This is a genomic window from Burkholderia latens (assembly GCF_902499045.1).
Lineage (GTDB): Bacteria > Pseudomonadota > Gammaproteobacteria > Burkholderiales > Burkholderiaceae > Burkholderia > Burkholderia latens.
This window is the reverse complement of sequence record NZ_CABVPL010000052.1, coordinates 21,551-33,825: the sequence shown is the minus strand read 5'-3', so window position 1 is coordinate 33,825 and position 12,275 is coordinate 21,551. Positions and strand designations below refer to the sequence as shown.

At 66.0% G+C, this 12,275-nt stretch carries 14 protein-coding genes; 9 read left to right on the top strand and 5 right to left on the bottom strand.

The features are described 5' to 3' along the window. Window positions 1-75: 75 nt before the first annotated feature. From BSE24067_RS26715 to BSE24067_RS26705, 3 genes are all read right to left on the bottom strand, one after another. On the bottom strand, window positions 76-831 hold the full coding sequence (locus BSE24067_RS26715) for an ABC transporter ATP-binding protein (protein WP_151064933.1): 756 nt from the start codon (window positions 829-831) through the stop codon (window positions 76-78). Continuing rightward, window positions 828-1,607 carry an ABC transporter ATP-binding protein gene (locus BSE24067_RS26710; protein ID WP_151064932.1) on the bottom strand — a complete coding sequence of 260 codons (780 nt, stop codon included), beginning with the start codon at window positions 1,605-1,607 and terminating at the stop codon, window positions 828-830. The genes BSE24067_RS26715 and BSE24067_RS26710 overlap by 4 nt, the downstream gene beginning before the upstream one ends. A gap of 478 nt (window positions 1,608-2,085) precedes the next feature. Beyond that, window positions 2,086-3,771, bottom strand: coding sequence for a GMC family oxidoreductase (locus BSE24067_RS26705; RefSeq protein ID WP_151064931.1), 1,686 nt, complete (start codon window positions 3,769-3,771; stop codon window positions 2,086-2,088). Window positions 3,772-3,933: 162 nt separating this feature from the next. Here BSE24067_RS26705 and BSE24067_RS26700 point away from each other — a divergent pair, with 162 nt between their 5' ends. The 5 genes from BSE24067_RS26700 (at window position 3,934) to BSE24067_RS26680 (ending at window position 7,463) form a co-directional block, all read left to right on the top strand. Then, the gene (locus BSE24067_RS26700) at window positions 3,934-4,833 is read left to right on the top strand and encodes a LysR family transcriptional regulator (RefSeq protein WP_151064930.1); all 900 of its coding nucleotides are present in this window, start codon (window positions 3,934-3,936) and stop codon (window positions 4,831-4,833) included. Window positions 4,834-4,984: 151 nt separating this feature from the next. Beyond that, window positions 4,985-5,416 carry a hypothetical protein gene (locus tag BSE24067_RS26695; protein ID WP_151064929.1) on the top strand — a complete coding sequence of 144 codons (432 nt, stop codon included), beginning with the start codon at window positions 4,985-4,987 and terminating at the stop codon, window positions 5,414-5,416. A 104-nt stretch (window positions 5,417-5,520) separates the two neighbouring features. Further along, window positions 5,521-5,985, top strand: a complete 465-nt coding sequence (locus tag BSE24067_RS26690; protein ID WP_151064928.1) for a hypothetical protein — start codon at window positions 5,521-5,523, stop codon at window positions 5,983-5,985. Between the two features lies 1 nt (window position 5,986). Then, window positions 5,987-6,793, top strand: coding sequence for a hypothetical protein (locus tag BSE24067_RS26685; RefSeq protein WP_151064927.1), 807 nt, complete (start codon window positions 5,987-5,989; stop codon window positions 6,791-6,793). 136 nt (window positions 6,794-6,929) lie between these two features. Continuing rightward, window positions 6,930-7,463, top strand: a complete 534-nt coding sequence (locus BSE24067_RS26680) for a class IV adenylate cyclase (RefSeq protein ID WP_151064926.1) — start codon at window positions 6,930-6,932, stop codon at window positions 7,461-7,463. 54 nt (window positions 7,464-7,517) lie between these two features. Here BSE24067_RS26680 and BSE24067_RS26675 read toward each other — a convergent pair whose 3' ends face one another. Further along, complete coding sequence (locus BSE24067_RS26675) at window positions 7,518-8,003, bottom strand: Lrp/AsnC family transcriptional regulator (protein ID WP_006408082.1); 486 nt, start codon at window positions 8,001-8,003, stop codon at window positions 7,518-7,520. 138 nt (window positions 8,004-8,141) lie between these two features. On the opposite strand from BSE24067_RS26675, the gene phhA reads away from it, so the two are divergent. Together phhA and BSE24067_RS26665 are read left to right on the top strand one after the other, a co-directional pair. Then, the gene (gene phhA / locus BSE24067_RS26670) at window positions 8,142-9,035 is read left to right on the top strand and encodes a phenylalanine 4-monooxygenase (protein ID WP_217460370.1); all 894 of its coding nucleotides are present in this window, start codon (window positions 8,142-8,144) and stop codon (window positions 9,033-9,035) included. Between the two features lie 114 nt (window positions 9,036-9,149). Next, window positions 9,150-9,458, top strand: a complete 309-nt coding sequence (locus BSE24067_RS26665; RefSeq protein WP_151064924.1) for a 4a-hydroxytetrahydrobiopterin dehydratase — start codon at window positions 9,150-9,152, stop codon at window positions 9,456-9,458. A gap of 93 nt (window positions 9,459-9,551) precedes the next feature. Here BSE24067_RS26665 and BSE24067_RS26660 read toward each other — a convergent pair whose 3' ends face one another. Continuing rightward, entirely contained in the window at window positions 9,552-9,782 is a 231-nt protein-coding gene (locus BSE24067_RS26660; RefSeq protein ID WP_151064923.1) for a DUF3717 domain-containing protein, read from the bottom strand. A 122-nt stretch (window positions 9,783-9,904) separates the two neighbouring features. Between BSE24067_RS26660 and BSE24067_RS26655 the strand changes: the two genes are divergently transcribed. Both BSE24067_RS26655 and BSE24067_RS26650 read left to right on the top strand, forming a co-directional pair. Continuing rightward, window positions 9,905-10,597 (top strand): response regulator, encoded by a 693-nt coding sequence (locus tag BSE24067_RS26655; RefSeq protein WP_006401494.1) that lies wholly within the window; start codon window positions 9,905-9,907, stop codon window positions 10,595-10,597. A 115-nt stretch (window positions 10,598-10,712) separates the two neighbouring features. Then, window positions 10,713-12,197, top strand: coding sequence for a sensor histidine kinase (locus BSE24067_RS26650; protein WP_151064922.1), 1,485 nt, complete (start codon window positions 10,713-10,715; stop codon window positions 12,195-12,197). The last annotated feature ends 78 nt before the right edge of the window (window positions 12,198-12,275 follow it).

Here is a 12,275-nt window from a genome sequence, read left to right as displayed (position 1 = left end):
GACGTCTCCTGTTGTTCTGATGCGTTGTGGTTGTTCGTGGGCCGCCACGGCTAGCGGCAAAGAAAAGGGGCGGCGTCACACCCCGAGCAGGTCGTGAAGGATCGGCATCTTGCCTTCCAGTTCGGACGAGCGGAAATGTTCGACGATGCGGCCATGCTCCATCACGTAGAAGCGGTCGGCGAGCGGCGCGGCGAAACGGAAATTCTGTTCGACCATCACGACGGTGTAGCCGCGCGCCTTCAGCGCGACGATCATCCGCGCGAGCGCCTGCACGATCACCGGCGCGAGGCCTTCGGAAATTTCGTCGAGCAGCAGCAGGTTCGCGCCGGTGCGCAGGATCCGCGCGACGGCGAGCATCTGCTGCTCTCCGCCGGACAGCCGCGTGCCCTGGCTCTGCCGGCGCGACGCGAGATTCGGAAACATCGCGTAGATCTCGTCGAGTGACATCGCGTGCTCGCGCGGGCCGATCGGCGGCGGCAGCATCAGGTTCTCCTCGCACGACAGGCTCGAGAAGATCCCGCGTTCCTCCGGGCAGTAGCCGACGCCGAAGTGCGCGATGCGGTGCGTCGCGAGGCCGATCGTCTCGTTGCCCGCGACCTTGATCGAGCCGCTGCGGCGGCCGGTGAGGCCCATGATCGCGCGCAGCGTCGTCGTGCGGCCCGCGCCGTTGCGGCCGAGCAGCGTGACGACCTCGCCGCGATGCACGGTCAGGTCGACGCCGTGCAATATGTGGGATTCCCCGTACCAGGCCTCGAGGCCCGTGATTTCCAGCGCGGGCGTGCCGCTTTCGACGCCGCTCAATTCGCGTTCCTCCCGTTCGCTGTGCTTCATGCGTGCGCCCCCGTGAGCGCCGCATCGGCGCTGCCCATGTACGCTTCGATCACGAGCGGATTCTTCGACACTTCCGCATACGAGCCCTCCGCGAGCACCTCGCCGCGCTGCAGGACGGTGATCGTGTCGGAGATGCCCGCGATCACGTTCATGTTGTGCTCGACCATCAGGATCGTGCGGCCGCTCGCGACTTTCTTGATCAGCGCGGTAACACGATCGACGTCCTCGTGGCCCATCCCCTGCGTGGGCTCGTCGAGCAGCATCAGTTCGGGTTCCATTGCGAGCGTCGTCGCGATTTCGAGTGCGCGCTTGCGGCCATATGCGAGCTCGACGGTCGGCACGTGCGCGAAATCGGTGAGGCCGACCTGCGTGAGCAGGTCCATCGCGCGATCGTCGAGACGCCGCAACGTGCGCTCGCTGCGCCAGAAATGGAATTCGGTGCCGAGCGCGCGCTGCAGGCCGATGCGCACGTTCTGCAATGCAGTGAGGTGCGGGAATACCGCGGAGATCTGAAACGAGCGGATGATGCCGCGGCGCGCGACCTGCGCGGGCCGCTCGTCGGTGATGTCGATACCGTTGAAGACGATCTGGCCGGCCGTCGGTGTCAGGAACTTGGTCAGCAGGTTGAAGCAGGTGGTCTTGCCCGCACCGTTCGGCCCGATCAACGCATGGATCGCGCCGCGGCGCACACGCAGGTTGACACCGTTCACGGCGGTGAAGCCCCTGAATTCTTTCGTCAGTCCGCGTGTTTCGAGAATCGTGTCGCCGAGAATCATGTTCCCTTCCGTACGAAGTCAGGCGAAGCACCGGGAAGATTCGCGCAAGCGGCCGCGAGCAATTCAGCGGATGAGCGGGCTGTCCCCGGACGCCGTTTTACGCATCGAGGGTGGTCTCCCGCGCCGACGCGTATGCACACTGCTGGTCATTGTCGCCCCGTTGGTGCAGTGCAATCATCGGGATTTGCACTTATAGGGCTGGCCGCCATACAGGACGCGGCCGAGCGCGGATTTTCGGCGCGCTTTTTTTTGACACGCGCGGCGCGAGCGCACGCGCCGTGCCTGTGAGCATGTCTATACGTTACGCCGCACGTCATGTCGTCGCGCATCAAACGGGGGCGTGCGAACACGGCGGGCGGCGCAAGCGCCACTCATGTCGCCGATCCATTCGTCGCACGCCGCACACGCGTGCCTGCTTCGGATCGCGAATCAGCAGGCGTGCGGATCGCCGCCCGCTGTCGCGCGTGTCGGCATCGTGTCACGCCACCGTCACCGCCGCTTCCTTGCGAACCTGCGCCGCTTCCTGCGCCGCGCGGCGATCGGCGCGGATCATGTCGCTCGCGCGCTCCGCGATCATCAGCGTCGGCGAATTGGTGTTGCCCGACGTGATGAACGGCATCACCGACGCATCGACGACGCGCAGCCCGGCAATGCCGCGCACGCGCAGCCGGCTGTCGACGACCGCACGTTCGTCGTCCGCGCGGCCCATCCGGCACGTGCCGACCGGGTGGAAGATCGTCGTGCCAACCGCACCGGCCGCGTCGACCAGTTCGGCTTCGGTCCGGTACTGCGTGCCCGGCAGGATCTCCTGCGGCCGATAGCGCGCGAGCGCCGGTGCGGATGCGATCCGGCGCGTAAGGCGCAGCGCGTTCGCGGCGACATGACGATCATGGTCGGTCGACAGGTAGTTCGGCGCGATCGTCGGCGCCACGCCCGCATCGGGGCGCGCGATATGCACGCTGCCGCGCGAGCTCGGCCGCAGATGACAGACGGACGCCGTGAACGCGTTGAAGCTGTGCAGCGGCTCGCCGAAACGGTCCAGCGACAGCGGCTGCACGTGGTATTCGAGATCGGGACGCGTGAGCGCGGGATCGTCCGGATCGGACTTCGCGAATGCGCCGAGCTGCGACGGCGCCATCGACATCGGCCCGCGCTGCAGCAGCGCATATTCGGCGCCGATCATCAGCTTGCCCCACCAGTGTGCGGACAGTGTATTGAGCGTGCGCACGCCTTCGACGCGAAACGCCATGCGCAGTTGCAGGTGATCCTGCAGGTTCTCGCCGACGCCCGGCAGATCGTGCACGACGTCGATGCCAAGCGCCTGCAGCCGTGCACCATCACCGACACCCGACAGTTCGAGCAGTTGCGGAGAATTCACCGCGCCGGACGTCAGCAGCACTTCGGCGCGGGCCCGCGCGACGTAGCCGGTGCCGCCGCCGTGGTATTCGACGCCGACCGCGCGCCGCCCGTCGAAGATCACGCGCTGCGCATGCGCGCCGGTGATCACGGTCAGGTTCGGCCGCGTCATCGCGGGCTTCAGGAACGCCTTCGACGTATTCCAGCGCACGCCGCGCTTCTGGTTCACCTCGAAATAGCCGACGCCGGTGTTGTCGCCGCGGTTGAAATCGTCGGTGGCCGGAATGCCCGTCTGCTGCGCGGCCTGCGCGAACGATTCGAGGATCTCCCAGCGCAGCCGCTGCTTCTCCACGCGCCAGTAGCCGCCGGCGCCGTGCGCGCCGCTCGCGCCCGCGTGGTGGTCCTCGCTGCGCTTGAAGATCGGCAGCACGCTGTCCCATGACCAGCCGGCGTCGCCGGTTTCCTGCGCCCAGCTGTCGTAATCCTCGCGCTGGCCGCGCATGTAGATCATCCCGTTGATCGACGAGCAGCCGCCGAGCACGCGCCCGCGCGGATACGACAGCGCGCGGCCGTTGAGCGCCGCCTCGGGTTGCGTCTTGTACAGCCAGTCGGTGCGCGGATTGCCGATGCAGTACAGATAGCCGACCGGGATGTGGATCCAGTGATAGTCGTCCTTGCCGCCCGCTTCGAGCAGCAGCACGCGGATCTCGGGATCCTCCGTCAGGCGGTTCGCGAGCACGCAGCCCGCGGTGCCCGCGCCGACGATCACGTAATCGAATTCGCCCTCGAGCGTGCGTTGAGTCGTCACGACATGTCTCCTGATTTGTTGTGTACCGCGCATCGATTCGGCGCGCTGCTTCCAGCATAGTGCGTCGCCGACGACGCGATCGATGCAGCGTACTCCGCCCGCCGGCCGCCGATCCAATGAGTTATGCTGAACTGCGTTATAAGCCGCGCTCATATCACGACGATGGATCTCACCCTGCTTCGCGCGTTCGCGACGGTCGCCCGCGAAGGCAACCTTACGCGCGCCGCCGTGCAGCTGCATTTGACGCAGCCGGCCGTCAGCCTGCAGATCAAGCATCTGCAGGAAGCGCTGGGCGTCGTGCTGTTCACGCGCACGTCGCGCGGGCTCGCGCTTACGCGCGACGGCCAGACGCTGCTGCCGCATGCGGAACGCGCGCTCGCCGCGGCGGCCGACGTGCAGCGCGCCGCCGTCGCGCTGCGGCACGAGGTGCGCGGCCGGCTACGGATCGGCACGATCCTCGATCCCGGTTTCCTGCGGCTCGGCGGGTTCCTGCACGCGCTGGTCGAAACCCATCCGCAGATCGAAACGGCGCTGCGGCACGGGATGTCGGGCTGGGTGCTCGAACAGGTACGCGCGCAGGCGCTCGACGTCGGCTACTACATCGGCCAGCCCGACGTGGACGCGCCGCGCGACGACGCGCTGTTTCACACTGTCACGCTGACGCGCTTCGAATACCGCGTGCTCGCGCCGGCCGGCTGGAAGGAGCGTGTGCAGCGCGCGCACGACTGGCGCGCGCTCGCGGCGCTGCCGTGGATCTGGACGCCGCCCGCGTCCGCCCACCACCGGCTGCTGTCGCGGCTGTTCGCGGCGGCCGGCGCGCAGCCGGTGAAGGTCGCCGAGGTCGACCAGGAGCAGTCGATGCTCGATCTCGTCAAATCGGGGATCGGATTGACGCTTGCGCGCGATTCGATCGCGCTGGCCGAGGCCCACGCGCATGCGTTGACGATCGTCGAACGTGTAACGGTGCCGACCGAGCTGACGTTCGTGACGCTGGCCGAGCGGCGCGACGAACCGGCGATCGCGGCCGCGCTGCGGTTGATCGAAGCGCAGTGGGCGATATGAGCGGCGCTCATCGTGCTTGACCCGGCTGGCGGGTGAAAGTGTTGCGCGGATCGATTGGCGCGCCTTTCAACTTTCGTTCCGGTCCAATTGATGTGTCTGAAAGAGGTTTGTAATCTCGTGGATTCGTCTATCGAACACGGGAAATCCTGACATGACCGGGCCGCTCGCCGATCACGCTCGCTCGCAAAGCTTCGCGGTATGCGATGCATCGCGACGCCATCGCCGCACACTCGCTGAAACCCTGCCCGCCCATACGAGCATTCGCACGCATCAACGCAACGGTTGGCTGATCGGCGACGATTCCTTCAGTGGCGATTTCGATATCGATCTGCATCTTGCGGACCAGCTCCTGAGCACCCTCGTTACATCGGGGCAGTGTTCCGCGTCCGACTGGACGCATGACTTCGCAGATGGACATTCCGGCGATTCAGGAACGCTCGCCCGTCTTTACGAAGAAGGCCGCAACAACCTGGTGGGCCCGCGGGAAGCATTATCGGAAACCTCAACACCGGGCTCGGCGCCGCCCATGCGGCGCATGCGCTATCCCTCGAAAGAAACATCGACGCGGGCGCGCAGACGTTGATCCGCCGCGCTTCGCCAAGCGCGAGAATCAACCATTACGTCGCGCTCTATGACGGCAACACCACGGGAAAGGGAAAACCTCGTCCGAAGCTGCGCATAAGCAACATGCCGATTCAGACCGTCCAGCCGGCGCTCGGGCCCCATGCAAAGCACAATCCGCGCACGCAAACCACGACTGCGGCGCTCAAGGGGGCGGATCTCAAAAAGCTCACGCGCACGATTTCGCCGCTGAGGCACTTGTACGCCGGCAGCCTGATCGGCAGCGGCGTTCTGACGTTTGCGCCGAGTCTGGCACTCGACATGGCGGCGAGTATCAGCCGGGATACGCAGGGCGCGTTGAGATTCGATAGCCGTGCGTTCGTGCTCGCGTCTGCGCGGAGCCAAAGCGGGAATCTACTCGGGTTCGGCTTTTCGACGGCAACGTCCGCCATTCTGCTGTGGGGCGGCGCCAGCGCCCTCCCGGTCATTCTGTTCTCGTTCGGAATCGGTTTCGGCATACAAGTACTCTGGAACGCGTCCATCGGCCCCGACCTTGCAGAATCGCAAGCCCGACGCCTGCTGGACAATTGACATGATGTTTCCCGACCTGGAGCGCGCCCGCCCGCTTCTCCGCCATGCGCCGATTTACCTCGGCCCCGTCAACTTCATGCTCTTCGGCCTCTGCCTGAGCGTCATCGCGAAAGCAAACGGCATCGCGTTCAAGTTAATAAGCTGGCCCATGCTTGCGCTCCTTGTCGCGGGGCTGGCTGCCGGATACCACATCAAATACCGCTCCACATTGTCCGTACGCTCGCTGACGGCGATCATGATTTATATCGTTGGTGCATTCGGTCTTCTGATGGGTACCGCTTTTTTGAGCGCGTGGTCGCTCGTCGAAAAACCGGCGTCCAGCAAGCCATACCTGCTTTTTGTTTTTCTCTATCACGCCACCGCGCTGACCTCACTCGCGTTGCCGTTTGCCCTCAAACTCCGCGAACTCAAGCGCCATCCCGATCGCCGTTTCAACAACAGCGAATACTTCGCCGATACCCGCTTATTCACAATCGATCCCAACTACGGCATGACCGTTCCCACGAGTACGCTCGCGCCGGCGACCATCGCATTGACCGTCAACCTGCCGATTGCGTTGAATACCTACATCGGCAACAACAGCAGCGCGCTTCTGATCGCGACATCGCTGTACGCGCTGTTATTTTCTTACGTCGCCGCCGTCTTCATCGGGCCCAAACTGGCCTACCTGTATGAGTTGTACCGATATGAGCGCCAAACCGGCCGACGCTTCGTCAACCAGGAATACGAGAAAGTCCAGGCGCTCCGCCGCACCTTCCTCCTGTGCCGCTTGTTGGCGAAATTGGCATCGTTTCGGCGCGCGCACTGATCCCTGCACGACCCGCATTGCGATGCTGCCCTCCGCACCCGGTCAGCTCGCCGCACGCGTCACGACGCCGTCCCTGCCTTTTTGCTAGATTGTGCATTCGCATTCGCGAGAACCCTGTCGATCGAAGGAGACCCGCATGGCCCGCAACATCGAGATCAAAGCCCGCGCCCGTGAATTCGACCAGCTGCGCGAACGCGCGGCGGCGCTCGCCACCGAAGCGCCGCTGTTCTACCGCCAGCAGGATTTCTTCTACGACGTGCCGCGCGGCCGGCTGAAGCTGCGCCGCTTCGAGGACGGCACGCCGGCCGAACTGATCTTCTACCAGCGCGACGACCGTGACGGCCCGAAAGCGTCGTACTACACGCGCAGCCCGGTGACGAACCCCGACGCAATGCATTCGCTGCTCGCGACCGCGCTGACCACACGCGGGATCGTGACGAAGGAACGGCACGTGTATCTCGCCGGCCGCACGCGCATCCACCTCGACCGCGTGGACGGACTCGGCGATTTCATCGAACTGGAGGTCGTACTCGGCCCGGACGACGACGAAGCCGGCGGTGAAGCCGAAGCGCATGACGTGTTCGCGAAGCTCGGCGTCGCGCAGGAGGATCTCGTGGCGGTCGCGTACGTCGATCTGCTGAACGCCGACGCGCAATCCGAAGCGGCCTGATCCGGCCCTACGCGTTGCCGGGCCCCTGGCCCGGCCGCCAGCCGCTGCACCCCGTCACGCGGCGCCGGGCGCCAGATGCGCGAGCGGCAGCGCACCGTTGCGCTTGAACGTCGTCAGCACGATGTTCGAGCGCACGCTATCGACGCCCGGCACGCGCATCAGCTTCTTCATCACGAACTGCGACAACGCGTTCAGATCCGGCGCGACGATCCGCAGCAGATAATCGGCATCGCCGACCACCGCATGGCATTCGAGCACCTCGGGCAGCACGTCGATCTGCTGCTGGAACTGCTCGATGATCGAATCGCCGTGGTGCTTGAGCTTCAGGCTCGTGAACGCGGTGACGCCGAGCCCGAGCTTTTCCGGACGCAGCATCACGCGATAGCCTTCGATCACGCCAGCCGCCTCGAGCCGCTGCAGCCGCCGGCCGATCTGCGACGGAGACAGCGGCACCTCCTCGCCGAGCTGCTGGTGGGTTGCGCGCCCGAAACGCTGCAGCACGTCGAGAAGCGCAAGATCGAAGTGATCGAGTTCCAGCATGAGTATTCTCCGCATTAATTCGTGTTTTGATGCGCGATTATCGCATCAACCCGCGTATTGACGCCATCTTTGCGCCCATTCCGCGCGCCGCCCGCTCTACACTTGCATGGTTCCCACCACATCGTGCAGAGCGTCACCATGTCCACTGTCGTCACCGCGAAACTGCAGGAGCAGTTCGACGCGGGCCTCGAAACCCGCGCCGATTTCACCATCGACCAGCCGCTCGAACGCTACGGCCAGGCCGACCATGCGGTGTGGCAGCAGCTGTATGCGCGCCAGTCGGCGCTGCTGCGCGGGCGCGCGTGCGACGCGTTCGTCGCCGGACTCGGGAAGATCGACCTGCCGGCCGGCCGCGTGCCGTCGTTCGCGGACGTGAACCGCCAGCTGAAGCCTGCGACCGCCTGGGAAATCGTCGCGGTGCCGGGCCTCGTGCCCGATCGCGTGTTCTTCGAGCACCTCGCGAACCGGCGTTTTCCCGTTACCTGGTGGATGCGCCGCCCGGACCAGGTCGACTACCTGCAGGAACCCGACTGCTTTCACGACCTGTTCGGCCACGTGCCGCTGCTGATCGAACCGATATTCGCCGACTACATGCAGGCATACGGCCGCACCGCGCTCGCGGTGGCCGACGACGAAGCGGCGCTCGCGCGCCTCGCCCGTCTCTATTGGTATACGGTGGAATTCGGGCTGATCCGCGACCCGCACGGCACGAACGGGCTCTCGATCTATGGCGCGGGCATCGTTTCGAGCAAGGGCGAGAGCCTGTACAGCCTCGAAAGCGCGGCGCCGAACCGGCTCGGCTTCGACCTCGAACGCGTGATGCGCACGAAGTACCGGATCGACACGTTCCAGAAGACCTACTTCGTGATCGACGATTTCACGCAGCTGTTCGCGCTCGCCGACGTCGACGGCCGCGCACTGGCCGACCGGCTGGCCGCGCTGCCGGAATTCCCGGCCGGCGCGGTGCTCGACACCGATGTCGTGCTGCAGCGCGGCACGGGCGAAGGCTGGCCGGACGACGCGGACGCATGAAGCCGTGGGGCTCGCGTCCCGATGCCCGCCGCTCAACTATGAAACAATGACCGGTATCGGCTTGGCCGCGCGGCGTGGCCCGCGCGCAAGCGCCGCAACCGAACGAGGTGCAACATGATCCACAAGCTCACATCAGAAGAACGCAAGACCCGGCTCGAAGGCCTGCCGCACTGGACAGCCGTGCCGGGCCGCGACGCGATCCAGCGCAGCCTGCGCTTCGCCGATTTCAACGAGGCGTTCGGCTTCATGACGCGCGTCGCGATCAAGGCGCAGGAGATGAACCACCATCCGGAATGGTTCAACGTGTACAACCGCGTCGACGTGACGCTGTCGACGCACGATGCCGACGGCCTGACCGAGCGCGACATCGAACTCGCGCAGTTCATCGACCAGGTGTGCGCGCACACGCGGCCGGCCGCCTGAGATCTTGCTCCGCCGCCGCGCGCCGAAAGCGACGCGCGGCGCGTCAACTTTTCATTTCGCTAAACGTTTTCTAGGATGTACTAGCGAAAGCCTTCAGCTTTCCAAGCCATCCTTAAGGCGCACGTAAGTCTCATACGCTTTCCTCGCCCTGGGGTCCAAACCTTCCAGTTGCAGCGCGCTTTCGCGCTGTACAATCAGCAGCGCATACGGCTTGGAGAGCGCGCTGGCCTCTTCGCAGAGTTTGAGTTCGTCGCCGCTCGACGGCGAGCGGGCGCGCCAGAAATTGATCGCGGCTTCGAGGTCGTGGATCGAAATATCGGACATGATTGGATTTAATCGTTCGCTGGCCGCCATGCTTGATGTCAGGCGCTGCGGCGCCCCTGTGGAAACGGCGTCGTGCTGTCCGCGTGCCTGAACCGCCAACCCATTGTACTTGAGCGAACTTCATGCGACTCCTTCTGATCGAAGACGACCGCCCCATCGCACGCGGTATCCAGAGCAGCCTCGAGCAGGCTGGCTTCACCGTCGACATGGTGCATGACGGCATCTTTGCCGAACAGGCGCTGGCACAAAACCGCCACGAACTCGTGATCCTCGACCTCGGCCTGCCGGGCATCGACGGGATGACGCTGCTCACGCGCTTCCGCCAGACCAACCGCCACACGCCCGTCATCGTACTGACCGCGCGCGACGAGTTGAACGACCGGATCCAGGGCCTGAACTCGGGCGCAGACGACTACATGCTCAAGCCGTTCGAGCCGGCCGAACTCGAAGCGCGCATCCGCGCTGTGATGCGCCGCAGCGGCCCGCACAGCGACATGCCGCGGCCGGAAGTGTCGCTCGGCGGCGTGCGCCTGTCGGGCGTCGATCGTCGCATCTTCAACGACGACAAGCCGCTCGAACTGTCGCCGCGCGAATTCGCGGTGCTCGAAATGCTGCTGCTGCGCCACGGCCGCGTCGTGAGCAAGGCCCAGCTGCAGGATCACCTCACGCACTTCGGCGGCGATCTCGGCGACACCGCGATCGAAGTCTACGTGCACCGCGTGCGCAAGAAACTCGAGCAGTGCCGCGTCGAAATCGTCACGGTGCGCGGCTTCGGCTACCTGCTGCAGGAAATCCGCCAGACCGCGAGCGTCTGAGCGGTGCCGCGCGCCGGCCGGCCCATGCCGCCGCCGAGCCGCCCTGCCCGCGCCGGCGCCCGACGCACGACCGCGCCGCTCCCCGTGAGCGGCGCTTATCCATTTGCCCGCCGAAATGTCTTCTGATCCGGCTGTGACCACCAGCCTGCGCCGCTCGCTGCTGCGGCGCCTCGCCGCGCCGCTGTCGATGCTCGCGCTGATGAGCGGCCTGATCGCCTACTGGCTCGCGTGGCAATACACGCAACACGTGATCGACCGCTCGCTCGCCGATCTCGCGACAGCCATCTCCAAGCAGATCCAGATCGCCGGCCCCGACGCGCCGTTCACGGTGCCGCCCCTCGCGCAGGCGATGTTCTCCGATCCGGCCGAAGCGCTGATCTACCGGATCAGCGACGGCGAGCAGGAACTCGCGGGCGACCCGAAGCTGCCGCTGCGCGGCATCAACGTGCGCCGCATGCATCACGCGTACGTGTTCGAAGCCGAGTACGACAATCGCGCGGTGCGGGTCGCGCAGGTGCGCGTGGACAACGTCGAAGGCGGCAAGCCGATGGTGGTCGAGGTCGCGCAGCCTGTGCGGCACCGTTACCGGATCGCGGCCGAGTTCCTCGTCGCGATCATGATGCCGCTGCTGCTGCTGCTGCTCGCGGGCTGGGGCATCGTCTGGCGCGTAGTGAACCAGCAGCTCGGCCCGCTCACGCATCTCGCCGACTCGCTGAATCGGCAAACGCACACGTCGCTGGAGCCGGTCGATGAAACCGACGTGCCGCTCGAGATCCGCCCGCTGACGAGCGCGATGAACGCGCTGCTCGGCCGCCTGAAGACCGCGCTCGATGCGCAGCGCAAATTCATCGCCGATGCCGCGCATCAATTGCGCACGCCGCTTACCGCCGTGAAGCTGCATGCCGAGCAGGCCGCCATCGCACGCGATCCGCAGCAGGCGCTCACCGCGGTGCGCGAACTGCGCGCGGCCGCCGACCGCGCGGTGCGGCTGTCCAACCAGTTGCTGTCGCTCGCGCGCGCCGAGCCGGGCGAGCAGGCCGCGCGCTTCGTCGACGTCGACCTCGCGGCGATGGCGTTCGAGACGGGCGCCGAGTGGGTGCCGCGCGCGCTCGCGTCGCACGTCGACCTCGGCTTTCAGCGCAGCGACGATCCCGGCGAAGACGAAACGCTGAACGTGCGCGGCAATCCCGTGCTGCTGCGCGAAGTGATCGCGAACCTGCTCGACAACGCGCTGAAATACGTGCCGCTCGCGCGGCCGGACGGCGCGCGGATCACCGTGAACGTCGCGCGCGGCGCGCTCGACGACGGCCAGCCGGCCGCGGAAATCGTCGTCGAGGACAATGGCCCGGGCGTGCCGGCCAGCCAGCAGGCCGACCTGTTCAAGCGCTTCTTCCGCGGCGATGCGCAAAGCGGCAACGGGGTCGAGACGGGCGCGGGGCTCGGCCTCGCGATCGTGCACGACATCATCGCGATGCACGGCGGCACGGTGTCGTACGAGGATGCGCCGGAAGGCGGTTCGCGCTTCGTGGTGAAGGTGCCGATCGCAAAGCGCACCGAGAAGCCGGCGAGCGAGACGCCGGCCGCCGCGTCGACACACTGAGCCGCGTCGGCACGCGCGTCGGTAGAGGAGCGAACGGCCGCGTGACGCGTCGGCGCGCGGCAACCGTCGCGCGAAGCC

Bases quoted from the DNA above. Each gene is read 5' to 3' on its own strand.
- BSE24067_RS26685 (WP_151064927.1), top strand. From the start codon at position 5,987: ATGATGTTTCCCGACCTGGAGCGCGCCCGCCCGCTTCTCCGCCATGCG.
- BSE24067_RS26650 (WP_151064922.1), top strand. From the start codon at position 10,713: ATGTCTTCTGATCCGGCTGTGACCACCAGCCTGCGCCGCTCGCTGCTG.
- BSE24067_RS26715 (WP_151064933.1), bottom strand. From the start codon at position 831: ATGAAGCACAGCGAACGGGAGGAACGCGAATTGAGCGGCGTCGAAAGC.
- phhA (WP_217460370.1), top strand. From the start codon at position 8,142: ATGTCCACTGTCGTCACCGCGAAACTGCAGGAGCAGTTCGACGCGGGC.
- BSE24067_RS26655 (WP_006401494.1), top strand. From the start codon at position 9,905: ATGCGACTCCTTCTGATCGAAGACGACCGCCCCATCGCACGCGGTATC.
- BSE24067_RS26675 (WP_006408082.1), bottom strand. From the start codon at position 8,003: ATGCTGGAACTCGATCACTTCGATCTTGCGCTTCTCGACGTGCTGCAG.
- BSE24067_RS26695 (WP_151064929.1), top strand. From the start codon at position 4,985: ATGACCGGGCCGCTCGCCGATCACGCTCGCTCGCAAAGCTTCGCGGTA.
- BSE24067_RS26660 (WP_151064923.1), bottom strand. From the start codon at position 9,782: ATGTCCGATATTTCGATCCACGACCTCGAAGCCGCGATCAATTTCTGG.
- BSE24067_RS26680 (WP_151064926.1), top strand. From the start codon at position 6,930: ATGGCCCGCAACATCGAGATCAAAGCCCGCGCCCGTGAATTCGACCAG.
- BSE24067_RS26700 (WP_151064930.1), top strand. From the start codon at position 3,934: ATGGATCTCACCCTGCTTCGCGCGTTCGCGACGGTCGCCCGCGAAGGC.
- BSE24067_RS26690 (WP_151064928.1), top strand. From the start codon at position 5,521: ATGCCGATTCAGACCGTCCAGCCGGCGCTCGGGCCCCATGCAAAGCAC.
- BSE24067_RS26665 (WP_151064924.1), top strand. From the start codon at position 9,150: ATGATCCACAAGCTCACATCAGAAGAACGCAAGACCCGGCTCGAAGGC.
- BSE24067_RS26710 (WP_151064932.1), bottom strand. From the start codon at position 1,607: ATGATTCTCGGCGACACGATTCTCGAAACACGCGGACTGACGAAAGAA.